The sequence below is a fragment of the Phycisphaerae bacterium genome (genome assembly GCA_028714855.1).
Classification (GTDB): Bacteria; Planctomycetota; Phycisphaerae; order Sedimentisphaerales; family Anaerobacaceae; genus CAIYOL01.
The window spans coordinates 134,040-158,880 of sequence record JAQTLP010000002.1 but is presented as its reverse complement, the minus strand read 5'-3'; the positions used below and the strand labels follow the sequence as shown (position 1 = coordinate 158,880).

The following is a 24,841-nucleotide window of genomic DNA, read 5'->3' as shown; positions in this document are numbered from 1 at the left end:
CGCTTACCATCCGCCCGGCTGAAGCACATCGCTGACGGTTTCGTTCCACCATTTAGGGTCTCTGAAATATTGTTTCAGCATCATTGCCGTAAGGACTCCGTCGCCGACCGCTGTAGCTAACTGCATAGCCGCTCCGACTCTGCAGTCGCCGGCAGCGAATACGCCGGGCACGTTTGTGCGGAGATAGGCGCAGTCACACTTAATAAACCCGTTCCCGGTCAGCTCCACAAAGCCTTTAAGAAAGCTTGTGTTCGGCACCATACCCACAAATATGAATACGCCGTCACAGCTATAATTTTCTTCTTCGCCGGCTTTTGTATTTTTGAGCCTGATTGACTGGACTTTTCCTTTGCCCTCGATAGCGGTTGCGACGGTGCTGTATTTTATAATCAAATTGGAATTCGGCTCGTTCGCTTTGGCCTGGATTTCTTCCTGCAAAACTTTGGTCGCCCTGAACTCGTTCCTGCGGTGTATCAGCGTTACCTTGGCGGCGAATTTGGTCAGGTGCAGCGTTTCTTCAAGCGCGGTATTGCCCCCTCCGATGGAAACAACCTGCTTTTCTTTAAAGAACGGGGCATCACATGTCCCGCAATAGCTGACGCCTGCACCGGCGTTGCGGAATTCCTCTTCGCCTGGAACGCCGAGCCTGCGATAATCGCTGCCGGGCGTCAGAATGACGGCCCTTGTTATGAACTTATCTCTGTCGCAGCTAATCTCGATATTGCCGTCATTCAATTTTTTCAAAGAGGTAACTTCGCTGCTGGTTTTTATTTCCGCTCCGAAGGTCACGGCCTGCTTCTGCATTTGTTCAATCAAACCCGGGCCGTCTATGCGTTCGATGCCGGGATAGTTTTCTATCCTGTCGGTGGTGTTGATTTGCCCGCCGGGGACAAGCTTTTCGAGCACTAACGTTTTCAATCTGTCGCGGGCGGCATAAAGCGCCGCGCTCAGGCCTGCCGGGCCCGCTCCTATTATGATGCAATCATAACGCTCCGACATAGAAAATACCTTTCAATAACTGGCAGCCGGCTGCTGTTCGCCGTTTTCCTGCAGCTGGCTCTGCTCCAGTATTTTGTCCTTCTTTTGTAAAATATGGCCCTGTTCAGGGAATTCGCTCAGTATATTTTCAGCATCGGTGCGTTCAAAAGTATAGGTGCTTTCCTGCTGCAATAATATTCTCGAAATTTGCCTCTGGTCGTCAAGATACACTTGCTGGTAAAAGCCCCGGCCGTCCAAGAGGTCCATCCTGAATACATAGGCGGCTTCTTCCAGGGCAGCATCAACTCCGCTGCTTCGATTTTTCCCGCCTCCGCCTTTATTGGCGCGAGCCGATGCTGCAGGCGAAGCAGCGGAAGGTCCCGCTTCTATTCTGGAAATAAGCACCGGTGTAATTTTACCATCGGCCTCAATTATATCCACAGAGATTTCTTTCTGGTCACTGTCGAGCATTTGGCTGAAGAGAAACTTATCCAGGACATCCGGTATCGCCGCAGGGCCGATTTGGTAATTGCTCTCTTCGGCCCGCAGGCCGAATTCACTAACGGTCATAATCCCGTCTTTATCCAGGACTACTTCGGCGCCTCTTCTTCCGCCCGGACCGCTGGTCTCGCTTTTCCAGGCGAACTCATCAAGATTGTTTCCGCTTTGAAAAAATGTTATCTGCTTATATTCGTACCGCCCGCGAATGTAGTAATAACTCCACGCTGCGAACTGTTTTTGTTTGTTAGGGCCCATCGCCTCCATTATAAATCCGACGGCGCGACCTCCGGCGTCCTTAACAAGAAAGAAGTTTTCCTGGTCCTTCTGTTTTTTACCGGCATAAGCCGAAAAACTGTCGAGTCCCTTACTTTTAATTTCTGCGATAATTTTGCTGCCTGCTTCGAGCAGCTGGTTATCCGTGAGTTTTAAACTCTCAGTGACGGATTTGAAAATATCCTCGGCCAAGCCTATGTCACCCATATCTTGATACACTTCGATATCAAGCCGGCGGTTGTTTGGCAGCTGCACGGTGCCGAAAAACATATCGAATGACGCTTTTGACCCTTCTATATGCGCCCATTCAATAATGGGCAAGCTCCTGTTTTGCTGGTCTTTTGCAGCGGAGGAACCCGTCGGGTTGCCCGTTTCGATTCGGCCTGTTTTTACGATTTTTGACCCGCTAATCGCAGAAACCTTTTCCTCAAACAGCGCCTCCGGAGTAGTCTCCATAGCTGCCAGGGTGTATCGGCAGGAGACTATGGCGGTTATGCTGCCGGGGCTGGGGTTGAAAAAACTATCCAAAGCGAAGGTATTTTGCTGATATTTCCATTGTTTTTCGCTTCGCCAGCCGTTCCCTGCCGGGATACAGACCGATAAACTGGCACAATTTAATTCTATCGGTTCCGAGAGCACAATGGCAGACCGCCAGATGACTATAAAGTAGGCTATCAGCAGAACCGCAATAAAAAGGCCAAAAAACACCATTTTTTGCACCAAATGTCTTCTTGTTTCATAAGTTCCGTTCATAGATAGAGCAAGCATATACGACTAAGAAGCATTTTGCAACGACCTACTGTCCACGGACAACTGCCAATATAGGCAAATTTATCCCAGCCGGTGGAAAGATGCTGCATTTTGTCTAAAACCAAAGCGGTTTATTGCCGATTTATATATATAATTCAAAAAGGGAGCTTACGTCCAATATGGTTGTTGGAATTCTAAAAAAGCCCTTGTTTAACGACGAAACCAGATTCTTAAAACGTTTCAATAGGGGGGCCTATATGAACGAACTAGCAATCCTAAGTAGAGCTGAACCGAGGGAAATTTTGCGGACAGTAATCGAGAAAAAAACTCCTGCCGTTCTGTCATACCTGTCCAAAGATAAATGGCATGTTGCGAAGGTGTTGCTGACCAGCCTTGGAGAAAACAATCTGGATGTCCAGGTCTCGCCAAGGAAAATAGGTTCCATTTTGCGGAAGTCTCGCCTAATGCCGACCCAGAAACCGCCTTCGATAAACATCCAGGTTCATCAGCCGGTCGGTATATCGCTGAAGTATGGATACGGCAAGTTCATTTTCGAGACAACTGTGGTGGCTGTCCGGCCCTCAACAGAACCGGCAAGCGGGCCGACGATAGCGCTTGTGCTGCCGGAGCGAATTGAGCTGATACAGAGAAGAAGTTATTTCCGTGTTGGTGTGCCCAGTTCTTTGAAGGTGAAAGTGATGCTGTGGCATTGCCGCTATACGGAGGAGTCGCCGACGCTCCCAAGTTATGGCGACGGAGCGATGGCCGAAACGCAGTCCTCTCTTGTGTCTTCAACAGAAGACAAGGGGGCAACCCAGACCTCAGATTCTTGCCGGATGTATTGGCAGGGTAAGCTTATGGACATCTCTGCCGGCGGCCTGCAGATTTTAGTTGACGCCGGGCAAAAACCAGACTTCAAAAGAGGGCAGTTTATCGGGCTGCGATTTACGCCTATGCCCTATGAAATGCCGTTGATGTTCAATGCCCAGATTAGGAGCATCCTGCCGACGGCAGGCGGGAATAGTATATGTCTTGGCCTGAGGATTGTCGGCCTGGAAGCAAGCCCTGAAGGCCGGCAGGTTTTGCGGCGGCTCTGCAGTGTTGCGGAGTATTATTATCAGATAAACCAAGGTACCCCTGAGGGGCGGGATTTCCAGATAGTAGGTTCACCTCGTTAGAAGTTTGTACCCGCTGCTAATGCCGGCTAATCACTACCGTCCCCCGCAGACTTTGGGCCTCGGCTGGCAGCCATCATAGCGGGCGGTTCGGCCGACAAGGCCGAATAACTTTTCCTGCGGATTACTCTGCAATAAAACCATTTCAGAAAACCGCTTGCTGCAAAACTGCAGAAAATCAATACCAGGGCCGCCTGCCTGCTCCAGATAATCAAACCGAGAAACAACAGCGCTCTGATAAAATGTGCGAAAGGTTTTTTGCCCTTTATATATTGGTTCAGGATATGCGGATATCGAATCCTGCTGACCATCAGCGCCGCCACCCCAAGAACCAGCAGCGGCAGGGCGTAAAGAATAGCGTCTTCACAGATAGCATAAGCCATGCTGTTTCCGGCTGAAAGCTCCAGTAGTGTTTCCTGATGGAATAGTACTATACTCACTACCACCCCGGCAGCAGCAGGGGTCGGCAGGCCTATGAAACTCATGTGGGCGGATTCGTCCTCCTCGTTCTCCACATTGAACCTGGCCAGTCGAATGGTTGCGCAGCTTATATATGACGCTGCCACCAGCCAGATGAAACGCTGCAGAAAATTCACAAAGCCCGGATTGTACACGGCAAAACTTCCCAATTTATATTCGAGAACTTTTAGCATCAAAAATGCCGGTGCCACCCCGAAGCTGATTATGTCACAGAGGCTGTCGAGCTGGCCGCCGAAGCTGGATGTGTTCTTGCTCATTCGGGCCAGACGCCCGTCCAGAACATCGGCGATCATCGCCAGCAGTATCATATAACCAGACATGGCAAAATACGGCAGCGTAATCCTGTGATAGGAAAAATGGTTAATGCCGGCGGAAACACCCTTGCTGGCAAAAACAATGGCCGCAAAGCCGCATACGCCGTTTAGAATTGTTACCAGCGACGGCAGGACGGTGATGTATTTCAGTCTCTGTCTGCGCACCCGCCGAAGCAAACTTTCTTTGGCAGCCTGAGTTTTTAATCGGGTCATAAATTGGTTTCCCCTAAGACGGGGCCCCTTCATACCTTATAAGCGGCGTCAGCCCGGCCTTGACTTTATCGCCTGGTTCAACCAGACACTTTATATTTCCACGGGCGGGCACATACAGTTCCGTTCTGGAGCCGAATTTTATCATCCCGAATTTCTCACCGCCACTTAATTCTTGCCCCTCTTTTGCGGCACATACGATTCGACGGGCTATTGCGCCGCTGATTTGCCGCACAATCAGCTTGTCTTCAGGGCTGTTGGTCCTGATTATATAAAGGCTGTTGGACTCATTAACCTGCCCTGATTCCGCTCTGGCGGCGTTTTTATATCGCCCTTTTTTATGGCGGATTCTCGCAACTTTTGCATTGCAAGGCGAGCGATTAATGTGCACATTAAAAATACTCAAAAATATTCCGATTTTGACGGCGCGCCCGCAGATGAAGTCATTTTCTTCGACAATCTCGACATCGGTTACTCTGCCGTCAGCCGGTGAAAGCAGCAGGCTCGTTTCTTTCGGACAAACCCTGTAAGGGTCCCGGAAGAACGATAAAACCCACACCAGCAGGGCGACCAGAACGACTTCTATAGAGATGACAGCCCAGATACTCAAACGAGGAGTAAGGCAAGGGAGACTGGAGACAAGAATCATCCCCCCAAGTATTATCGCCGGGTAAATGACCACCTCCGGCCAGCCGTATTTAGTCAACGGAACTCTCATACGCAAACATCATAATCACCGGTCTGAGGGCAATCAATAAAAAAGCCGGCGCTAAGATTTCACTTCCGCCTGTCCCTGCCGCGGCATCGCGATTGTTCCGGTTCTTGCCACATTTTTGATGCCGTATGGTTTGCACGCATCAATGAAGGCCTCAATCTTGCTCTCAGGGCCGCTGACCTCCACCATTAACTGCTTGGTGCTGATGTCAACCACCCTGCCCTTGAACATTTCTATCAAAGATAAAATTTCCGGTCGTTTGTCCGCCGGCGCAGAGATTGTTATAAGCATCAGGTCGCGGGCCACCATCGGCTGACCGGCAAAATCCTGGACCTTAACAACAGGAACAATCTTGGCCAGTTGTTTTCTGACCTGCTCTACGACCCTGTCGTCGCCGACAACAACAATCGTCATTCGGCTCAGCTTCGGGTCCTCGGTTCGGCCGACGACAAGTGAATCGATATTGAACGCCCGTGCGGCGAACATACCCGCAACGTGCGCCAAAACGCCGGGCTTATTTTCAACCAGTGCACTTATTATGTGTTTCATACTTGCGCCTCACGCATCATCTTCAATAATCAATCATCAATCGTTTAAGCCATACTTTCCAGTATATCAAGCCCGTCCATCTCGTTCAGGCTTTTACCGGCCGCAACCATCGGCCAAACATTTTCCTCTCGCTCGATTCTAAAGTCAAAAACGCAGGGCCGCTTTTCCGCGAGCAGCTTCTCGATGGCCTTCGGAACGTCCGCCTTTTTCTCGACAGTCTCTCCGGCTGCACCGAGTGCTTTCGCAACGTCTGCGTAATTGGGATTCTGCAGGCAGCTGCACGAATACCTCTTGCCGTAGAAAAGCTCCTGCCACTGACGCGGCATACCCATATACCCGTTATTCAGTATGCAAACCTTAATGGGCAGCTTGTGCTCGACCGCCGTCGCCAATTCCGTCATCGTCATATTAAAACTGTGGTCGCCGTCGATATCGATAACGGTCGCGTCCGGCCTCGCTATCTGGGCGCCTATTGCCGCAGGCAGACCATAACCCATTGTCCCCAGACCGCCGGAGCTTATGAATTGGCGAGGCCTGCTGAATTTGAAAAATTGGGCCGCCCACATCTGATTTTGTCCGACGCCGGTGGTTACAATCGCTTCGCCTTTAGTCTGACGGCAAAGCTCCTCGATAACATACTGCGGCTTAATCGTTGATACTTTCTTGTCGTAGGTAAAGGGAAGCTTTTTCTTCCACTCGGCTATTCTTTTAAACCACGCAGCCCTCTCGCGGAACTCGACTTCCTTGAGAAGCTCGGTCAGTATATATTTCGCATCGCCTACGACGGGAATGTCCACAATGACATTCTTCGAAATGCTCGTCGGGTCGATATCGATATGGATTATCTTCGCGTTCGGGGCAAAGGTTTTGACTTTTCCGGTAACCCTGTCGTCGAAACGGGCGCCTATGGCGATCAGCAGATCGCATTCTTGAACGGCGTAATTAGCGTAAGCCGAGCCGTGCATCCCCAGCATATCCAGCGACTCAGGGCTGTTCTGGTCAAAGGCGCCCAATCCCATGAGCGTCATCGTTACCGGCAGATGCGCCTTCTGTGCCAGCGCCCTTAATTCCTCGCTTGCGTTGGCTGTTACAACTCCGCCGCCGACGTAAAGCACCGGCTTTTCCGACTTGTTTATCGCCGCCGCTGTCGCTGATATCTGCCTCGTATGTCCCTTGGTCTGAACTTTATAGCCGGGCAGGTCCATCTTGACCGGCCCGTCCGCCTCGTATCTGGCGACCTGAATATCAACCGGTATATCGACGAGCACCGGCCCGGGCCGGGACGTAGAAGCAATATAAAATGCCTCATGAATGACACGGGACAGGTCTTTAATGTCCTTAACAATACTGTTGTATTTTGTAACAGATCGCGTGATGCCGGTCGTGTCGGCCTCCTGAAACGCGTCGTTGCCGATAAGCTCTGTGCGAACCTGTCCCGTAAGGGCGACCAAAGGGACAGAATCCATCAGTGCCGTGGCAAGGCCTGTAACAAGATTACACGCGCCCGGCCCGCTGGTCGCAATAACTACGCCGACCTTCCCGCTGGCGCGGGCGTAACCATCGGCCATGTGACAGCCGCCTTGCTCGTGGCGCGGAACAATAACTCGAATCGGAGCATCATATAACCTGTCGAATAAGGGCAATACCACCCCGCCGCAGTAGCCGAACATCGTATCGACGCCTAAATCGATAAGCGTATCGACGATTATCTGGGCGCCTGCTTTGGATGTTGATTTGTCGGCGGAAACCGCCGCAGAACGAGACTTGGGGCTCATTTTTACACCTTTCCTGATAAACTTTATTGTTATTCCGGCCTGCCCTGCAAAATAGGGCCATCACAGCTTTATTGGGCTGCCACGGGAAACCAGACGTTTTCACCAGAAAACGACCGATAATCCCGAAGTTTTAAGCCCTGCTGTAATTCCGTAATCACCCCGCTACGCGGGGCGTTTCAGGCTCGTATTTGCGTGGTTTTCACACAAATACAGCAGGATTATACAAATATAATCTCTGCCTGTCAACCATTTTTCGGCATTTTGCCGGCACGCCAATAGCGATTTTTGCGTGGGTTACAGAGCCGCGACAATGATGGAGCGGTAAATTCCGCCCTATCGGTTAGCCCTGCCATCTTGATGGCAGGGTTTATTGCCGTGGGTTGCAGGCGCGAGGAACGCTTTAATTTTTGCCGTTGTAAACTGGTCGATTCGGGCGTACAATCTGTTCTGCACCTTTGGAGAGGAAGCATCGCAGGGTTAGTCGTTAGAATTTATTTGGCGGGAATTGTAAATTATGCAGCAAATGTTTACTATTCATGCTGGCGAATACTTAATAGGCTCATATATTGAAGAAAACTTCAAAAATTATAATGTATGGGTTCCTTCAAAGGATACCGGCATTGACCTTCTTGTAACCAACTCCAAGAACAATAAAGCTGTTTCTTTGCAAGTCAAGTATTCAAAGGACTATGTAATAACCCATACGGAACCTGAATATCAAAATAAATTAAGGGCTTGGGGGTGGTGGACTCTCAATAGGGATAGAATCAAGAAATCAAAAGCTGACTTATGGGTTTTTGTGATGCAGAGTTTTGTTGAAAAAACAATTGAATGTGTAGTTCTTTCGCCACTTACTTTGCTCAAGACCTTAAAGAGGATACATGGAAACAAAAAGCTGTTTCAGACTTATATGTGGGTTGGCTGTAATAATAAATGCTGGGAAACCAGAGGGCTTAACAAAGCAGAAAAAATATTGATTGCAAACAATAGATTTAAATGTGCAGATAGAAATCTAACCTCCTTCTTAGACAACTGGAAGCCTATGAAGCAAAAGCTTAAATAGATATACTACATGCATCCGGGAGCGGAATCAACACGAGATACGACATACGAATTTAATTGGCGGGAACTACGGGTAAAATCAAGGAGCAAACGATGGCAAAGAAAAAAACCTGTTTTGTTATAGCTCCAATAGGAGATGATGAATCTGAAACAAGAAAACGCTCAGATCAGATATTGAAACATGTGATATCACCTCCATTGGATGAATGTGGTTATAAAGCTGTGAGAGCAGACAAGATCGAGAAGCCAGGAGTGATAACAAGTCAAGTCATACAACATGTAGTAGAGGATCCTCTTGTAATAGCTGACCTAACAGGGCGAAATCCAAACGTCTTTTATGAACTTGCAATCCGCCATGCAATTCGTAAGCCATTTATCCAGATAATTCAAAAGGGCGAACGCATTCCCTTTGATATAGCAGGGACGCGCACAATCTATATAGATCATCGTGACCTTGATAGTGTGGGCCAAGCAAAAAATGAGATAAAAAGTCAGATTAAAACATTAGAGGAGGATGCAAGCCAAATAGAGACACCAATATCCGTATCACTTGACCTTCAGCTATTGCGAAAAAGTGATGATCCTGAACAGCGTTCGCTCGCTGATATCATGGCTGCATTAACCGACCTGCCATCACGCATCGAACAGAGATTTCTCGAAAGGGGTGAACCTGTTCATAAGCGGAAGTTTCGGAGAATTCATCCAATGATGATCGAGGACATTACGCACATGGTGACGCGTGAATCTCGACAGCCGATAGCAATTTTGCTGCTTGCCGGTCTCCTTCGTGAAGAAATCCCTTTGTTATCCGAGGTTGCAATGGAATTATATCGGGTAGTGAAGAGTGGTACGAGAGAAGAAATAGAGGAATCATTGCGAGTGTTTCAACACCTCACAGATATCTTTATGCATGGGCCTATGGCTGAAGAATTGGGTATGTTCTCAAAAGAAAGTCGGATGCTGTTGCACGAATTACCGATGTTCATGTCGCACAATGTAAGAAGATATCTTGCAGAAAGGAAGCCCGTCCCCATCAAGAAGAAGCTTATTAAGAAGAAAACTAAAAAATTGGTGAAGAAAGCTAAGCGTTCTTAGCATAGTAGTGTGAGGAACCAATTGCCCATGTGGTGAATAAAATAAGAATTGGCGAGGGAAATGAAAAATGGCAACGCTTTTCAGCTCATATTTTGACATAGACAGTAAGAAACTTAAGAAACTTGGTGTTTTCAATCCGGTTATTGGGGTTGATACCCGTCTTTTTCTTGATCCTCATCTTCTTAAAAACAGCAGAATCAAAGAATTTAAAAATTCACGAAAGAAAATTAAAAAATATTATGAGGATATTATTCGTTTACTCTTAGCCCACAGAGAAAGGAATGATCGAGCATGGAAAGAGGCGTTCAAAAGACTAAAGTTTAAAGAGACGAAAGGAGTTTTTATTGGATATGGTGTTCATGGTGGTGATGGCAATGCTATAGGTCCGGGATTAGCAAGACGCCTTATTAACACGGCAACGGAAATTATTAATATGGGAATCCGTGATCCAGAAATATTTGAATTGATAGGGCTTTTTGAAGAAGATTTCGGGGCAGATCGTTTAAGTGATATGGCTATAGCTATCATTAAAAAAGATGTTTGTAAATATACTCAGAGAATTACAAAGAAACTTGGCATAACCGATGTCACCAATTTGGAACTGCTAGATAAAACTTATATCGTACCCAAACACCCCTACGCGAACAAACCGCTGTTACTTTTGCCTGAGGGATTACTCCGTGATCTACCCGTTGCATTAACATGGGAAGGTATAGATCATGTTGTGGCTACTAATAGTGCGTTGAGGGAAAAATTAAATAGGTTAATTGGGAGGGTCTGGAAGAATAAAATTAAGAAGAGAGATCTTCGCAATCTTATATTAACAGATAAAACTAATATCAAAACTCTAGTTGAGGCTTACAAAAAAAGTACAACGAGAGCTTATGATTTTGAAAAAGACCCTGCAGGAGAAGTGAGCTGGTATAGTATAGGGGAGAGGTTTGCACTTAATAATCCTTTTCATCTCCAGATCCCAAGAAAGGCATATGTCGAAGACTTAGAAAAAGTTGTTAGAGAACTTATAAATCAATTTAAAAGAAATATTGAGGTAAACGGTTTAAATGAGCTTCTTTACACAAAAGAAGGATTTAGATTGAAACCGAGACACGAAAGATTCAGCCAAAGGCTGTTCTACGCAACTGCTGATACTTATTGCGAGGCTAACAATCTTGATTTGAGTAGAGAACCAAATGCAGGAAGTGGCCCTGTAGATTTCAAATTAAGCTATGGTCGTCGCTTCAGAGTTTTGGTAGAAATAAAGCTATCATCTAATACAAGACTAATTCATGGTTTCCAAAAACAATTACCAGCTTATCAAAAGAGTGAGAATGTAATGAGGGGGTTTTATGTCGTGATAAGAGTAACGAGATCAGAAAGCCAAATTAATAAACTTATTAAGTTGCGAAACTCTGTAGTTGATAAAAACAAAAATCTTCCAGAAATCATTGTTATAGATGCTCTATACAAACTCCCAGCTAGCAGGAAATGATTTACACTAGGGATATATCGTCCGAGGCCACCTCTAAATTGCTACGTTTCCGGAGTGGGCTGAGAGAAAGAATCAATCAAAAGCGCGGGTAGCTAATAGCAAAAATCCATTTTTCTAAAAATTTTTTTACCCCTTTATCTATAACGACTTAGCTGAAACCACACTTCTCAAACAGGCATATTTTTCGCATCAAACGCGCAAGTTCGTCCAATTTTGGAGGGAGGTATGTATTGTCCGCCATAGTTTCAGCGATGGCGGAAGCGATGATTGTCTGCGCTGAGTGGAAATTTCAATCAAAATGAATAAATTATGCAAAACGAACCCAATTTTCCAAAAAGTCAAATGTTTATAAACCCAATAAATACAATGGATTACGACAAGAAATGCAAATTGGACACCTGGTCAAAACGAACCCAAACGAACCCAAACAAAGCCAATTTCGGAACGTACAAAAAGTAGCTGGCTTAAGGCCAAAGTCGCTGTTATAATAATTATGCTCATCGTCGATGAACCACGAACTATGAACAATGAACAAAAATAGGAGATTTTTATGTGTGATAAATGCGGCTGCGGCCAATCCAACACCGAACAAACCTTCGAGCAAAAGGTCAAAGACGTGCTTGACTCCATTATCAGGCCTGCCTTGAAGGGCCATCGCGGCGATGTCGAACTGGTGGAAATAGACGATAAAAATAACGTCAGCTTGCGCCTTATAGGTGCCTGCTGCGGCTGCCCGGGTGCTGCGATGACAATGAGGGCGGGTATCGAAAAAATCCTCAAAGAAAAAGTCCCCGAAGTCAACGAAGTTATCGCCGTAGAAGATTAATTACCGGTTACTTCCCTTCCCGTCGGCAGGGGGCGAAGGCGATAAATATTTATATACCGTTTCTGATTTACTACCGCTATTTGCGCAATAAATTGATATGGCCCAACATCCTTTCCCGCGACCAGCGGCGCGATGTTTGCCACCTTCCAGTATTTGTAATAAGGGTCTGCAGGCGAAAGGCCCTCTTTTGAATCCCATGCTACATAGGTGATATTTCTTTTGTAGCATTCGATGGCAAAATCGGTCGGGTTATTTGCATCGAAACTATTCGTATGAATAAAGCAATCCTTATATTGCGGTGCCATAATCGCCAGGATAGAAGGGACCGTGGTTACGAGTTTCTCGCCTTTTTTTGCGTTAGCTTTATACCAGTCGAGCAGGTATTTAAATTCTATATCTCTTTTGACGTTTCCCACCGTACCGGCAATGCCGAACTGATTTGAGGTTATCATCAGTATCATTAACGCCAGTATGACAAAAGCCGTAAGCCATTTTCTCTTACAGGCAAAATGTTCAGCGATAATCGCTATAAAAGCTGCCAATATCGCGATATAAAGCAGGGAGATGCTGACCCTGTTCAGCTTTGCTATCTTCGACAGTTCGCCGAATAGTATAATGGCCAAGATAAGAGCTGCTATTAACATTATAATTTTAGAGGTAACTATCACCCGTTCCGGCAATTTGTCTTTTATCAGTTTCCAGAAACTGCATAATCCGTAAATGCATATCAGCATAACAATCGCGGCAATGGTTGCGTGGAATCTGGCGATGGGATATGGGTATTTAGCATGAACCGCAAAATATGGCACAAGAAATATCAGCAAAACCAGTATCTTCCACTGCCGTTTATACAGTCCATGTACGCAGCCGAACAGGAAGCTGGCAAGAACAAGAATTTTGCTTACATTTGGAACGACCTCAGCGAAGGTGCCCTTTGTGTTCGGAACCAGCAGAAACAGATGATAGAACCCAACCTCCCACAATATGTCTGCGTTTCTCACAAAACCGGTTCTTTTTTCTACTCCTTCGACAAACTGAGAGGTGTACTCCTCGCCGAATATATTAAGATAGTGCGTTGAACCAAGGGTCTGTATGTTTAGTACCGTTCCGAGCATCCACATAGCAAGTGGAACAGACGCGAAAGCGGCATAAACAAAGGCAGTGAGGCGTTGTTTCCTATCTTTGCTGTCAATCATATCCATAACAAAAGCGCCGAGTATAAGAGCTGCGCCTTCGTATCGCACCATCGTTGTAAGCGATGCGAGCAGATATGCCCATTTTGACCTTATGAATATAAGGTAGAAAGTGGCCCATATAAAAAACAGCAGTGTAGTCTCAGCGATGGCCTCAGTCAGCAGATTCAGCCCCCAGGGGTTGAGTATCGCTATGATTGCGAACCACACCGCCGTTCTGCCGATAACCTTTCGTCCTGCCAGCCATAATAGCACGGCTGTTAAGGGATGAACTATCGAGTTGAGCAGCCATCCTCCGTGAAAATCAGGGCATTCCCCGCCGGCAATATGCCCCAGTAATACCTGCAGTATTCCAACTAAAGGCACCCGTTTGTAATCGGCGGGTAATTTAAAGGATAGCAGCTGCCGGCCCTGTTCCGCAAAGCACTCGAAGTCAAAATGCGGCACAACCTGGTGACCCCAGTAGGTAACGGACTGGTAAATACCAAACGCCAGCAGCAGGAAGAACAGAAAAATGTCAGCATGCTTTTCCCTGCTGTCAACTTGCTGCAACTGTTCGGTTTTTTCCTGAAAAATCATTTCGTATCTTTCATTGGCAGAGGTTTCAGGCGATAAAGATTTATATACCGTTCCCGGTCAGCTTTTAGCTGCGTGATAAATTGATAAGGCCCGATGTCTTTACCGACCGCAAGCGGCGCGATGTTCACCATCTTCCAGTATTTGTAATAAGGGGCTCTTGTTGCATGTCCCATTCTCCAATCCCACGCTACATAAGTAATATTTCTTTTGTAGCATTCAGCAGCAAAGTCAGTTGGGTTATTTGCATCAAAGGTATTCGTATGAATAAAGCAATCCTTATACTGCGGAGCCATAATCTGCAGAATAGAAGGGGCTGTAGTTACGAGTTTCTCGCCTTTTTTCGCATTAGTTTTATACCAGTCGAGGAGGTATTTAAATTCTATGTCTCTTTCGCCATTTTCCATTGCGATTACAATACCCCACTGATTTGAGGCTATCATCAGTGTCATCAATGCCAGGATGATGAAATCCGTAAACCATTTTCTCTTACGGGCAAAACGTTCTGCAATAAGCACAAGACAGGCTACTAATATTGCGATATAAAGTAGAGAAGCGCTGGCTCTGCTCATCTCTAAAATCCTTACCTTAGAAAGCTCGCCGAATAGTATAAAGGCCCAGACTAAAGCTGCCATTATCGCTATAATTTTGGATATCACTAACACCGGTTCCGGTAATTTGTCTTTTATCAGCTTCCAGAAGCTGCATAATCCGTAAACGCATATCAGCATAACAATCGCGGCAATGGTCGCATAATATCTATGTAGGACATATGGGTATTTGGCATGAACCCAGAAGTATGGCAAAAGGAATATCAGCAAAACCAGAATCTTCCACTGCCGCTTATACAGTCCATATACGCAGCCAAACAAGAAACTGACAAAAACAAGAATTTTGTTTGCATTAAAAACGATCGCAGTGAAACTATTCTCTGTTTTTGCTACTGGTGTAAGCAGATAGGAAAACCCAGTGCTCCACAACATGTTGGCGTTTCTCACAAAACCAGTTCTTTTTCCACCCCCTTCGATAAACTGAGATATGTATCCCTTGCTGAATATATTAAGATAGTGCGTTGGGCCAATGGCCTCTATGTTTAGCACCGTTCTGACCAGCCACAGGGCAAGAGGAACGGATGCCAAAGCGGCATAAACAAAGGCAGTGAGGCGTTGTTTTTTATCTTTGCTGTCAATCATATCCACAACAAAAGCGCCGAGTATAAGGGCAGCGCCTTCATATCGCACCATCGTTGTAAGCGATGCGAGCAGATAAGCCCATTTTGACCTTATGAATATAAGGTAGAAAGTGGCCCATATGAAAAACAGCAGTGTAGTCTCAGCAATGGCCTCGGTCAGCAACTGCAGCCCCCAGGGGTTGAGTATCGCTATGATTGCGAACCACACAGCTGCTCTGCCGATAACCTTTCGTCCTGCCAGCCATAATAGAACAGCAGTCAAAGGATGAAGAATTGAGTTGAGCAGCCATCCTCCGTGAAAATCAGGGCATTCCCCGCCGGCAATATGCCCCAGTAATACCTGCAGTATTCCAACTAAAGGCACCCGTTTGTAATCGGTGGGCAATTTAAAGGATAAAATCTCCCGACCCTGCGATGCAAAGCACTCGAAGTCAAAATGCGGCACAACCTGGTGACCCCAATAGATGACGGCGTGATAAATGCCGAAAGCCAGCAGCAGGAAGAACAGAAAAATGTCAGCATGCTTTTCCCTGCTGTCAACTTGCTGCAACTGTTCGGTTTTTTCATGAAAAATCATTTCGTATCTTTCATTGGCAGAGGTTTCAGGCGATAAAGATTTACATAGCGTTCCTTGTTGGCTTTTAGCTGCGTGATAAACTGATAGGGCCCTACATCTTTGCCGACCGCCAGCGGCGAGATGTTAGCCACTTTCCAGTATTTATAATAAGGGACTGTCGGTGTAAATCCTACCCTCGAATCCCATGCTACATAAGAGATATTTCTTTTGTAGCATTCAGTGGAAAACTCGGCCGGATTATTTGCATCGAAGGTGTTCGTATGAATAAAGCAGTCCTTATATTGCGGCGCCATAATCTGCAGGATAGATGGAACTGTAGTTACGAGTTTCTCGCCTTTTTTCGCGTTATCTTTATACCAGTCGAGCAGGTATTTAAATTCTATATCTCTCCTGCCGTTTCTCACTACGGCACAAACACCAAATTGATTTGAGACTATCATTTGTATCATAAAAGCCAGGAGGACAAAATCTGTAAGCAATTTTCTATTATGGGTAAAACGTCCTGCAATAAGTGCGGCAAGGGTTATCGATATTGCAATATACGGCAGAGAAGTGCTGACTTTGCTCATCGCTTTTATCTTCAGTATATCGACGAATAGTGTAGAGGCCCAGATGCAGGCTATTATCAATGCAATAACCTGAAGTGTAATTATTACCCGTTCCGGCAGTTTGCCTTTTATCAGTTTCCAGGAGCTGCACAAGCCGTATATGCAAATAAGCATGACTATCGCAAAGATGGTTGCATAATACCTGTCAACGAAGTATGGGTATTCGACGTGAATCCAAAAGTAAGGTACAAAGAACAGGAGTAGGACCAGAACCTTCCATTGCCGCTTATACAGTCCATATACAGAGCCAAAAAGAAAACCGGCGAGAATGAGGATTTTGATTGCACCCAGCAGGAAAACGTTGTTTACATACGATGGCAGCACAAACAGATGGCAGAACCCGACCACCCACAACAATTTGACATGACTGGCAAAACCAAATATTTCTTTGCCGCCTTCTGCGGGGTGCAAAGCACTTGCATCTCTGAATATATTAAGATAGTGGGTAGGGCCTGCGAGCTGCCAGTTTAGCATCGTTCCGAGCATCCACATAGCAAAGGGAACAGATGCCAAAGCGGCATAAACAAAGGCAGTGAGGCGTTGTTTTTTATCTTTGCTGTCAATCATATCCATAACAAAAGCGCCGAGTATAAGGGCAGCGCCTTCATATCGCACCATCGTTGTAAGCGATGCGAGCAGATAAGCCCATTTTGACCTTATGAATATAAGGTAGAAAGTGGCCCATATGAAAAACAGCAGTGTAGTCTCAGCAATGGCCTCGGTCAGCAACTGCAGCCCCCAGGGGTTGAGTATCGCTATGATTGCGAACCACACAGCTGCTCTGCCGATAACCTTTCGTCCTGCCAGCCATAATAGAACAGCAGTCAAAGGATGAAGAATTGAGTTGAGCAGCCATCCTCCGTGAAAATCAGGGCATTCCCCGCCGGCAATATGCCCCAGTAATACCTGCAGTATTCCAACTAAAGGCACCCGTTTGTAATCGGTGGGCAATTTAAAGGATAAAATCTCCCGACCCTGCGATGCAAAGCACTCGAAGTCAAAATGCGGCACAACCTGGTGACCCCAATAGATGACGGCGTGATAAATGCCGAAAGCCAGCAGCAGGAAGAACAAGAAGATATCAGCATATTTCTCTTTATTATCAACCTGTCGCAGTAATCCGGAAAAAGAACTTATATTTTCCTGGTTTTCCTCTGCCATGGTTTTTGTCCAAGCATTTGTCTGATTTTCTTTTTAGTTGGCTGCCGTATTGTACCTTTTTCCGAGATAATTGCCGTGATATTTTCTGCCGGTGTTACGTCAAACGCAGGATTGTAGATATCGACTCCGTCCGGCGTGATTCTTTTCTTGCCCAAAAACCTGACTTCATCAGCCGACCTTTGCTCGATAGGTATCTGGTTACCGCTTTTGATGCTCAGGTCAAACGTGCTTGATGGTGCAGCTATATAAAAAGGTATGCCGTGTTCTTTGGCCAGAATGCTCAGGCTGTAAGTGCCGATTTTATTTGCCGCGTCTCCATTTGCTGCGATTCGGTCGGCCCCTGTAATCACTGCGCTGATTTTGCCCTGCTTCATCAGCCATCCCGCCATATTGTCGCAAATAACCACCGCGTCAATTTTCGCCTGTTTCAATTCCCACGCCGTCAATCGGGCGCCCTGCAGTATCGGTCTTGTCTCGTCGACGTAAACTTTAAACTTTTTTCCTTTTTTATGCGCCTCGAACATTACAGATAAGGCTGTTCCCTGTCCCGCTGTCGCCAGGGCACCAGCGTTGCAATGTGTTAAAATACCGGAACCATTTTTGATAAACTTTTGGCCGTTTTTACCGATACTCCGGCACATCTCTGCGTCTTCCTGATGAATCGCCTTTGCTTCTTTCAGAAGTATCTTCCGAAGCGATTGTAAAGTTGTCTTGGGGTTTTCAGCAGCGAATTTCTCAACAGTGAGTATAACCCTGTCCAGCGCCCAGGATAAATTCACCGCCGTCGGACGCGAGAGGCGAAGATAATCAGCGGCTTTTTTCAGACGTTCAAACGCTTCAGCTATCGAGCATCGGCCACTAAGCTTCCGCACAGCCAGAACCAGCCCATAAGCTCCCGCAACTCCTATCGCCGGTGCCCCGCGAACAGTAAGCGTCTTAATTGCTTCGTAGAGTTGTTTAATGTCCCTGCACTTCAGTTTGACAAGCTTGCCTGGCAGTTTCCTCTGGTCTATAAGCTCTAAAAAGCCGTTAACGCTGCCAATCCATTTAACTGTTGCTGCAATCATAAAAAACCCCGCTGAAAAATTTTTACCTCTTTTTCTTATCGGCTTTCAGTTTTTCCTCTAAATATCTGGCCGTATAACTTTTACCGTTCTTGATGATCTCCTCGGGCTTGCCTGTTGCGACCACTTCGCCGCCGGCATCTCCACCCTCAGGGCCGAGGTCTATTATATAGTCCGCCATTTTGATAACGTCAAGATTATGCTCGATTACCACGACGGTATTGCCCATATCGCACAGCCGGCCCAGCACGTTTAACAGATTATGAATGTCGGCAAAGTGCAGCCCTGTCGTCGGTTCATCAAGCAGATACAAAGTGCGCCCAGTAGCGGCCTTGCCTAATTCAGCGGCAAGCTTTACCCGCTGCGCCTCACCGCCGGAAAGTGTCGTTGACGACTGACCTAATTGCATATAGCCCATCCCGACATCGTTGAGCGTCCGCAGTACTCGCATAATCGTTGGGAAATTAACAAAGAAATCGAGCGCCTCTTCAATTCTCATATCGAGTATATCGGCGACGTTCTTGCCTTTATACGTAACCTGCAGCGTCTCCGGATTATATCGCTTGCCTCGGCACGCCTGGCAGGTGACATAAACATCCGGCAGAAAATGCATCTCTATCTTCTTTGTCCCTTGTCCTCCGCAGTCTTCACATCGTCCGCCTTTGACGTTGAAGCTGAACCTGCCCGACTTATAGCCGCGAATCTTCGCCTCTCGTGTCATCGAAAGCAGTTTTCTTATCAGGTCGAACACGCCGGTATATGTTGCCGGGTTACTCCTTGGCGTCTTTCCAATCGGCGACTGGTCTATCTCTATGACCTTGTCTATTTGCGAGGTTCCGAGAATGGTCTTGTGTTTGCCCGGCTTTTCACGGGATGTGTAGAGCCGGTGCTTCAATGCCCGCAATAAAATCTGGTTTACCAGAGTACTCTTGCCGGAGCCGGAAACGCCAGTTACACAAACGAATACCCCCAGCGGAAATTTCACATCGATATTTTTAAGATTGTTCTCTGCGGCGCCTTTTACCTCGACGCACCTTCCAAGGCTGTAGCTCCTTCTCCTCATTGGCAGGGCTATTCTTTTCCTGCCGCTTAGATAGTCACCTGTCAGCGACTCGTGACAGCCGATAACCGTTTCGTAACTGCCCTGGACGATAAGTTCGCCGCCGTGCGCACCTGCCGCTGGGCCGATATCGATAATATGGTCTGCGCTTTTGATAATATCCTCATCATGCTCAACGACCAGGACCGTATTGCCGAGCTTGCTTAGGCGCTTAAGTATGCCTAACAACCGATTATTGTCTCGCTTGTGCAGACCTATTGTCGGCTCATCGAGCACATAGCAGACCCCGACCAGGCCGCTGCCGACCTGTGTGGCCAGTCGAATCCGCTGCGATTCCCCGCCGGCAAGCGTGCCGCTCTTTCTGTCCAGCGTCAGGTAACCAATCCCGACATCGACCATAAATTTCAGCCGTGCATGTATCTCTTTTAATATCTGGGCTGCAATCAGCGATTGTTCCTCGTTTAATACGAGTTTGTTGAAAAACTCCTGTGCCTTCTCAATGCTCAATGAAGCCAATTGGTGTATGTTTATGCCGCCTAGTGTTACGGCGGCAGCCTCGGGCCGAAGCCGTGTCCCGTTGCAGCTTTGGCAGGGCAGTTCGCCGAAGTAGCTGTGTAGCCTGGCCTTGACGTATTCGCTGCTGGTTGTTTTCCATCGCCGCGTAAGATTCGGGATAACGCCTTCGAACCGAAAGCCGTAATCTCTTGTATCAGCCGCTGTTGTGCCGTGCATCAGAATTCTTCTTATCTCTTTCGGTATCTGTTCGAAGGGAATCGATTTGCTGATGCCGGAATGCCTGCAGAATTTTTTAATAAGCCGGTTATAGTAAATGTTCATTCGCTTGCCGCCCTTGCGCCACGCCTCGACCGCCCCTCGGTCCAGCGAAACACTCTTGTCGGGGACGATTAAATCAGGGTCGAATTCCAGAATTGTCCCAAGGCCGTCGCAGCTTTTGCAGGCGCCGTACGGGCTGTTGAAGCTGAACAGGCGCGGCGACAGCTCCTCAAGAGATGCCTGCGGGTGTTTGGGGCAGGCAAACTTTTCGCTGTAGATAATCTCTTTCCATTTGTTGCCTCCGCCGCTTTTCGAATCCGCATCAGGGGCCTGCATCAGCACTAACACTATCCCATCAGCCAGCTTCAGCGCCGTTTCAATTGAATCGGCCAGTCGAATGCGGACTGAATCCTTAATAATCAGTCTGTCGACGACTGCTGCGATATCGTGCTTTTTGTTTTTATCCAAAACAGGGACATTCTTCAAATCATAAATATCACCGTCAACGCGCACGCGCACAAAGCCCTGCTGTTGTATGCCGGCCAAAATGTCTCGATGCTCGCCTTTTTTGCCGCGAATCAGCGGGGCGCAAATCTGGATTTTCGTGCCTTCCGGGCGGGTGAGTATCGAATCTACTATCTGCGATGAATGCTGACTTGTAATCTCTTTGCCGCAGACCCAGCAGTGCGGCTGACCGACACGGGCGAAAAGCAATCTGAAATAATCGTAGATTTCGGTTGTAGTGGCTACCGTCGAGCGAGGATTGCTGCTGGCGCTTCGTTGCTCGATTGCAATAGTAGGGGGCAGGCCCGTAATATCAGCCACAGCGGGCTTTTGCATCTGCTCAAGAAATTGGCGGGCGTATGCGCTGAGCGATTCGACGTACTTTCTCCTGCCCTCGGCGTAAATAGTATCGAAGGCCAGCGAGCTTTTGCCGGAGCCGGAAATGCCGGTAATCACCACCATTTTGTCCCGCGGGATACTCAGGTTGATGTTCTTGAGGTTGTGCTCCGCCGCCCCCGTAATCTTAATCACTTTTTCCGCTCGTCCTGCCATAATTATCTCTTTACTGTCAAAAGCAGCCGCCTTGTAAAAATTCACAATAACACAAACTAATAATTGTAACAAAACCCCTCAAGAAAGTAAAATGTTTTCGTTGCGCAAGCGTAAAGCCATAGCAAATATGAAGATAAAAAGTTTACATAACTGGAATCTGTCCTATCCACAGGCAATAGCTTTACAGAAAAGCTTGAGCGGGAAGGTGCAGCGGATTGAATTGAGAAAACAGCCGAAAACCATTGCCGGCATTGATTGTGCCTTTAGCGGGGATAAGAAAAAAATCTTTGCGTGCGTAGTCCTTTTGAAGTTGCCTGATTTTGAACTAATTGAAACGGCAGGCGCAGTGCAGAAACTTACTTTTCCTTACATTCCGGGCCTGCTTTCCTTCCGTGAAGCGCCCGCCTGTATCGCCGCTGTCAAAAAATTAAAACATCAGCCGGATGCTTTTATTATTGATGGTCAGGGTATTGCTCACCCTCGCCGATTCGGACTGGCCTGCCATCTGGGTCTGTTTTTCGATAAGCCAACCGTTGGCTGTGCAAAAAGTAGATTAACCGGAAGCTTTGAGGAACCTTCTCCTGAAAAGGGTTCTTTCAGTCTGCTTAAAGATGGTCGGGAAACTATCGGCGCAGTCGTTAGAACACGCACAAATGTCAAGCCGGTCTTTGTCTCTGTAGGCAACAAATGCTCGCTGAGAAACGCGATTGAAATCATCCTCAATTGCACGACCAGATACCGCATTCCCGAACCAACCCGCCTGGCGCATCAGTTTGTTAGTATGCTAAAGCTGAAAACTTAGCTGAATTAAGTTCTGTGCTTCAGACAGACTGTTCGTTTTTATTTTTCGGAAACGACTTTCGCTGATTTTATCACTACCGGCTCGACAGGAACATCAGCGTGCGGGCCTTTTCGCGTCGTTTTGACTGCCGCTATTTTATCCACTGTTTCCATGCCTTCGACCACTTTTCCAAATACGGCGTACCCCGGATTGTTGGCGCCGGCATAGTTCAGGCTTGGGTTGTCTTTGTGATTAATAAAGAACTGGCAGGTGGCGCTGTTCGGATTATTTGTTCGTGCCATTGCGATAGTGCCGCGGTCATTTTTCAGCCCGTTACTGGCCTCGTTGACAATAGGCTCATGCGGTTTCTTTTGTACCATATCAGACGTAAATCCGCCGCCCTGTATCATAAAGCCCGGTATTACCCTGTGAAATATCGTTCCATCATAGAAACCTTCCCCTGTATATGCCAGGAAGTTCTTGACCGTAACCGGTGCAGCCTTTTCATTAAGCTCGATGACGATATCGCCCATGGTTGTTTCCAGTTTTACCTTCTTTAGTTTTGCGTCCATTTGCTTGGGCTCCTCAGTTTTTGCGGTAATGGTATTTAAAAATATCACCGGCAGCAAAATAAACAAAATCCTGCGAACCATAAAATAATCCTCCAAAAATAAAAAGTTTAAAAGTCATAAATTATCCGTAATGATTAAGAACGTTTTTAATCCCACTTGTGTTTTTTAATAGAATCGAGAATCATCTCGGCGCATTGAAGCGCCGCCAAGCCCTCTTCGACGCTGACTTCCGGTCTTGAACCCTTATCAGCCACCGCCTTTAAGAAGGATTCCAGCTCGAGACGCAGCGGCTCTTTGTCGTCTATCTGCAGTTTCTCGTAATGAACCAGCTTCGTCCAGTCGGTTTTCAGCAAATCAAACATCCCGCCGTGTTTGATCTTGCGGATTTTATTTATCAGCTCGATGTTGTCTGTATCGGCCTTTATAATTGTGCCGGTTTTCCCGAAATAATCCAGGCTCAGATACGCCTGCCTGCTGAAGACCCGAACTTTTCGCTCGGTTTTAAGCGCGAGCCGGGATGCGGTGACGTTAGCGATACAGCCGTTTTCAAAAACTATTCTCGCGTTGCAGATGTCCTCTTTGTCCGGGTCGATAACGCCTATGCCGACGGCTTCGACCTTCTCCACCTTACTCGCCGCCAAAGACAAAATAATATCGATGTCGTGAATCATTACATCCAGCACAACACCAATATCGGTCGAGCGGAATGGGTACGGACTAATTCGTGTGGATTCGATAAACCTCGGCGAAATCTCAAGCCGTTTCATCGCCTGAACAACGGGGTTGCACCGCTCGGAATGGCCGACGGCGGCGACAACGCCCCGGCTTCTTGCAAGCTCCACAATCTCCAAGCCTTGACTTGTATCAGACGCCAGCGGCTTCTCAATCATCACCGCCACGCCGTTTTCGATAAAAAGCTTTGCCAGCTCATAGTGCGCGGTTGTCGGCGTTGCTATCGTCACCGCATCAACTTTACCCAGTAATCCAGAGATGTCTGTAAACGTAGAGCATTTGTATTTTCTGGCGAGCTTTTTGGCTTTATCGGTATCCGTATCAACTACAGCCATTAAATCGCTTTGCGGGAGACTGTCGTATACCTTCGCATGTATCTCCCCCATTTTGCCTGCGCCGATGACAGCGGTTCGTATTTTTATATCTTGCATTTTGTATCCTGTTTCTCGCTTCACCAGATGCGATTTTTCAATGTCTAAACTTCTCGAGGTGTCTGCCGAACCGCTGCTCGCTGCTCCTGATTATCGACTCAAGCATTGCCCGAACGTTCTCATCCAGTCCGTCCTCTTTCTCCATCGCTTTTGCATTCTCAAGCAGCGTTCTGCTCTTGCGGTAAAGCTTCCTATAGGCTTCCATTATTTTCTGCTGCTGCTGCTCGTTCAGGCCGGCCCTGGCCAGCCCGCGCTTGTTAACGCCGCGGACCTTCGGCGGATAATGACCGCTGACAATAAGAAATGGCGGAACGTCCTTATTGATCCCCGCCATCCCGGCAGCATAACACCACTTGCCGATAGTTATAAATTGATGCACCAGAACCACGCCGCTGAGCCAGACTCCCGTTTCTATCTTGCAATGCCCGCTTATCTGCACATAGTTACTGAGAACAATCTTATCTTCGAGGAAGCAGTCGTGTCCGATGTGCACTCCAATCATAAGGAGATTATCATTTCCTACTTTCGTAAACTTGCCCGCGTAAATACTCGGATGAATAGTTACCTGTTCCCGGATGGTATTGTTATCACCTATGACAATTTTTCCAATCTCGCTGTCTGCCTTCAGATTCAGCATTTGCGGCCTGCCGCCTATCGTGCAATTGGGATAAAAGTGATTGCCCCGGCCGATCTCGACGTTCTTGCCGATAACGACGTTAGCGTCGAGCACTGTGCCGGTGCCGATTGAGACTCCGCTGTCGATAACACAGTTTGGCCCAATCACAACACCATCAGCCAGCCGGGCCTCTTTGCTGACTACGGCACTTGGATGTACTTGAATCATTTTCTTATCTCACTTCTGTTCGCTACCC

Annotated in this window: 20 protein-coding genes; 6 read left to right on the top strand and 14 right to left on the bottom strand. The window is 47.2% G+C overall.

Annotation, left to right across the window (positions count from 1 at the left end):
* Positions 1 to 3: 3 nt before the first annotated feature.
* Positions 4 to 999, bottom strand: coding sequence for an FAD-dependent oxidoreductase (locus PHG53_02435; protein MDD5380483.1), 996 nt, complete (start codon positions 997 to 999; stop codon positions 4 to 6).
* Between the two features lie 12 nt (positions 1,000 to 1,011).
* Complete coding sequence (locus tag PHG53_02430; protein MDD5380482.1) at positions 1,012 to 2,463, bottom strand: hypothetical protein; 1,452 nt, start codon at positions 2,461 to 2,463, stop codon at positions 1,012 to 1,014.
* A 296-nt stretch (positions 2,464 to 2,759) separates the two neighbouring features.
* Between PHG53_02430 and PHG53_02425 the strand changes: the two genes are divergently transcribed.
* Positions 2,760 to 3,680: a PilZ domain-containing protein gene (locus tag PHG53_02425; protein MDD5380481.1), complete on the top strand. Its 921-nt coding sequence runs from the start codon at positions 2,760 to 2,762 to the stop codon at positions 3,678 to 3,680.
* A gap of 26 nt (positions 3,681 to 3,706) precedes the next feature.
* On the opposite strand, the gene PHG53_02420 is transcribed toward PHG53_02425, so the two are convergent.
* From PHG53_02420 to ilvB, 4 genes are read right to left on the bottom strand one after another with little or no spacing between them, the layout of a single operon-like run.
* A complete protein-coding gene (locus tag PHG53_02420; protein ID MDD5380480.1) occupies positions 3,707 to 4,684 on the bottom strand; it encodes a CDP-alcohol phosphatidyltransferase family protein in 978 nt (325 codons plus the stop codon).
* 13 nt (positions 4,685 to 4,697) lie between these two features.
* Positions 4,698 to 5,399, bottom strand: coding sequence for a phosphatidylserine decarboxylase (locus tag PHG53_02415; GenBank protein ID MDD5380479.1), 702 nt, complete (start codon positions 5,397 to 5,399; stop codon positions 4,698 to 4,700).
* A gap of 51 nt (positions 5,400 to 5,450) precedes the next feature.
* Positions 5,451 to 5,945 carry an acetolactate synthase small subunit gene (ilvN, locus tag PHG53_02410; protein ID MDD5380478.1) on the bottom strand — a complete coding sequence of 165 codons (495 nt, stop codon included), beginning with the start codon at positions 5,943 to 5,945 and terminating at the stop codon, positions 5,451 to 5,453.
* 44 nt (positions 5,946 to 5,989) lie between these two features.
* Positions 5,990 to 7,720, bottom strand: a complete 1,731-nt coding sequence (gene ilvB / locus PHG53_02405; GenBank protein MDD5380477.1) for a biosynthetic-type acetolactate synthase large subunit — start codon at positions 7,718 to 7,720, stop codon at positions 5,990 to 5,992.
* Positions 7,721 to 8,234: 514 nt separating this feature from the next.
* Between ilvB and PHG53_02400 the strand changes: the two genes are divergently transcribed.
* The 4 genes from PHG53_02400 to PHG53_02385 all read left to right on the top strand — a co-directional run bounded on the left by PHG53_02400 (position 8,235) and on the right by PHG53_02385 (position 12,192).
* Positions 8,235 to 8,783, top strand: coding sequence for a hypothetical protein (locus PHG53_02400; protein ID MDD5380476.1), 549 nt, complete (start codon positions 8,235 to 8,237; stop codon positions 8,781 to 8,783).
* 92 nt (positions 8,784 to 8,875) lie between these two features.
* Entirely contained in the window at positions 8,876 to 9,877 is a 1,002-nt protein-coding gene (locus PHG53_02395; protein MDD5380475.1) for a hypothetical protein, read from the top strand.
* 67 nt (positions 9,878 to 9,944) lie between these two features.
* Positions 9,945 to 11,366: a hypothetical protein gene (locus PHG53_02390; GenBank protein MDD5380474.1), complete on the top strand. Its 1,422-nt coding sequence runs from the start codon at positions 9,945 to 9,947 to the stop codon at positions 11,364 to 11,366.
* Between the two features lie 550 nt (positions 11,367 to 11,916).
* Complete coding sequence (locus PHG53_02385) at positions 11,917 to 12,192, top strand: NifU family protein (protein MDD5380473.1); 276 nt, start codon at positions 11,917 to 11,919, stop codon at positions 12,190 to 12,192.
* Here the strand turns inward: PHG53_02385 and PHG53_02380 are convergent.
* The 5 genes from PHG53_02380 to uvrA are packed head-to-tail and all read right to left on the bottom strand — an operon-like array spanning position 12,189 to position 21,453.
* A complete protein-coding gene (locus PHG53_02380) occupies positions 12,189 to 13,964 on the bottom strand; it encodes a hypothetical protein (protein MDD5380472.1) in 1,776 nt (591 codons plus the stop codon). The two genes, PHG53_02385 and PHG53_02380, sit on opposite strands and share 4 nt — an antisense overlap.
* Positions 13,961 to 15,730: a hypothetical protein gene (locus PHG53_02375; GenBank protein MDD5380471.1), complete on the bottom strand. Its 1,770-nt coding sequence runs from the start codon at positions 15,728 to 15,730 to the stop codon at positions 13,961 to 13,963. Before PHG53_02375 ends, PHG53_02380 begins: the two co-directional genes overlap by 4 nt.
* Positions 15,727 to 17,499, bottom strand: coding sequence for a hypothetical protein (locus PHG53_02370; GenBank protein ID MDD5380470.1), 1,773 nt, complete (start codon positions 17,497 to 17,499; stop codon positions 15,727 to 15,729). Before PHG53_02370 ends, PHG53_02375 begins: the two co-directional genes overlap by 4 nt.
* A complete protein-coding gene (gene mtnA, locus PHG53_02365) occupies positions 17,472 to 18,566 on the bottom strand; it encodes an S-methyl-5-thioribose-1-phosphate isomerase (GenBank protein MDD5380469.1) in 1,095 nt (364 codons plus the stop codon). The genes PHG53_02370 and mtnA overlap by 28 nt, the downstream gene beginning before the upstream one ends.
* A 22-nt stretch (positions 18,567 to 18,588) precedes the next feature.
* A complete protein-coding gene (gene uvrA, locus PHG53_02360; GenBank protein MDD5380468.1) occupies positions 18,589 to 21,453 on the bottom strand; it encodes an excinuclease ABC subunit UvrA in 2,865 nt (954 codons plus the stop codon).
* Between the two features lie 127 nt (positions 21,454 to 21,580).
* On the opposite strand from uvrA, the gene nfi reads away from it, so the two are divergent.
* Positions 21,581 to 22,255, top strand: coding sequence for a deoxyribonuclease V (gene nfi / locus PHG53_02355; GenBank protein MDD5380467.1), 675 nt, complete (start codon positions 21,581 to 21,583; stop codon positions 22,253 to 22,255).
* A 38-nt stretch (positions 22,256 to 22,293) separates the two neighbouring features.
* Here nfi and PHG53_02350 read toward each other — a convergent pair whose 3' ends face one another.
* The 3 genes from PHG53_02350 to lpxA all read right to left on the bottom strand — a co-directional run bounded on the left by PHG53_02350 (position 22,294) and on the right by lpxA (position 24,813).
* Entirely contained in the window at positions 22,294 to 22,806 is a 513-nt protein-coding gene (locus PHG53_02350) for a peptidylprolyl isomerase (GenBank protein MDD5380466.1), read from the bottom strand.
* A 146-nt stretch (positions 22,807 to 22,952) separates the two neighbouring features.
* Entirely contained in the window at positions 22,953 to 23,969 is a 1,017-nt protein-coding gene (locus PHG53_02345) for a Gfo/Idh/MocA family oxidoreductase (protein MDD5380465.1), read from the bottom strand.
* A 37-nt stretch (positions 23,970 to 24,006) separates the two neighbouring features.
* On the bottom strand, positions 24,007 to 24,813 hold the full coding sequence (lpxA, locus tag PHG53_02340) for an acyl-ACP--UDP-N-acetylglucosamine O-acyltransferase (protein ID MDD5380464.1): 807 nt from the start codon (positions 24,811 to 24,813) through the stop codon (positions 24,007 to 24,009).
* Positions 24,814 to 24,841: the final 28 nt, after the last annotated feature.

Excerpts from the sequence above, each read along its gene's own strand:
- PHG53_02435 (MDD5380483.1), bottom strand. The coding sequence starts at position 999 with ATGTCGGAGCGTTATGATTGCATCATAATAGGAGCGGGCCCGGCAGGC.
- PHG53_02430 (MDD5380482.1), bottom strand. The coding sequence starts at position 2,463 with ATGGTGTTTTTTGGCCTTTTTATTGCGGTTCTGCTGATAGCCTACTTT.
- PHG53_02425 (MDD5380481.1), top strand. The coding sequence starts at position 2,760 with ATGAACGAACTAGCAATCCTAAGTAGAGCTGAACCGAGGGAAATTTTG.
- PHG53_02420 (MDD5380480.1), bottom strand. The coding sequence starts at position 4,684 with ATGACCCGATTAAAAACTCAGGCTGCCAAAGAAAGTTTGCTTCGGCGG.
- PHG53_02415 (MDD5380479.1), bottom strand. The coding sequence starts at position 5,399 with ATGAGAGTTCCGTTGACTAAATACGGCTGGCCGGAGGTGGTCATTTAC.
- ilvN (MDD5380478.1), bottom strand. The coding sequence starts at position 5,945 with ATGAAACACATAATAAGTGCACTGGTTGAAAATAAGCCCGGCGTTTTG.
- ilvB (MDD5380477.1), bottom strand. The coding sequence starts at position 7,720 with ATGAGCCCCAAGTCTCGTTCTGCGGCGGTTTCCGCCGACAAATCAACA.
- PHG53_02400 (MDD5380476.1), top strand. The coding sequence starts at position 8,235 with ATGCAGCAAATGTTTACTATTCATGCTGGCGAATACTTAATAGGCTCA.
- PHG53_02395 (MDD5380475.1), top strand. The coding sequence starts at position 8,876 with ATGGCAAAGAAAAAAACCTGTTTTGTTATAGCTCCAATAGGAGATGAT.
- PHG53_02390 (MDD5380474.1), top strand. The coding sequence starts at position 9,945 with ATGGCAACGCTTTTCAGCTCATATTTTGACATAGACAGTAAGAAACTT.
- PHG53_02385 (MDD5380473.1), top strand. The coding sequence starts at position 11,917 with ATGTGTGATAAATGCGGCTGCGGCCAATCCAACACCGAACAAACCTTC.
- PHG53_02380 (MDD5380472.1), bottom strand. The coding sequence starts at position 13,964 with ATGATTTTTCAGGAAAAAACCGAACAGTTGCAGCAAGTTGACAGCAGG.
- PHG53_02375 (MDD5380471.1), bottom strand. The coding sequence starts at position 15,730 with ATGATTTTTCATGAAAAAACCGAACAGTTGCAGCAAGTTGACAGCAGG.
- PHG53_02370 (MDD5380470.1), bottom strand. The coding sequence starts at position 17,499 with ATGGCAGAGGAAAACCAGGAAAATATAAGTTCTTTTTCCGGATTACTG.
- mtnA (MDD5380469.1), bottom strand. The coding sequence starts at position 18,566 with ATGATTGCAGCAACAGTTAAATGGATTGGCAGCGTTAACGGCTTTTTA.
- uvrA (MDD5380468.1), bottom strand. The coding sequence starts at position 21,453 with ATGGCAGGACGAGCGGAAAAAGTGATTAAGATTACGGGGGCGGCGGAG.
- nfi (MDD5380467.1), top strand. The coding sequence starts at position 21,581 with ATGAAGATAAAAAGTTTACATAACTGGAATCTGTCCTATCCACAGGCA.
- PHG53_02350 (MDD5380466.1), bottom strand. The coding sequence starts at position 22,806 with ATGGACGCAAAACTAAAGAAGGTAAAACTGGAAACAACCATGGGCGAT.
- PHG53_02345 (MDD5380465.1), bottom strand. The coding sequence starts at position 23,969 with ATGCAAGATATAAAAATACGAACCGCTGTCATCGGCGCAGGCAAAATG.
- lpxA (MDD5380464.1), bottom strand. The coding sequence starts at position 24,813 with ATGATTCAAGTACATCCAAGTGCCGTAGTCAGCAAAGAGGCCCGGCTG.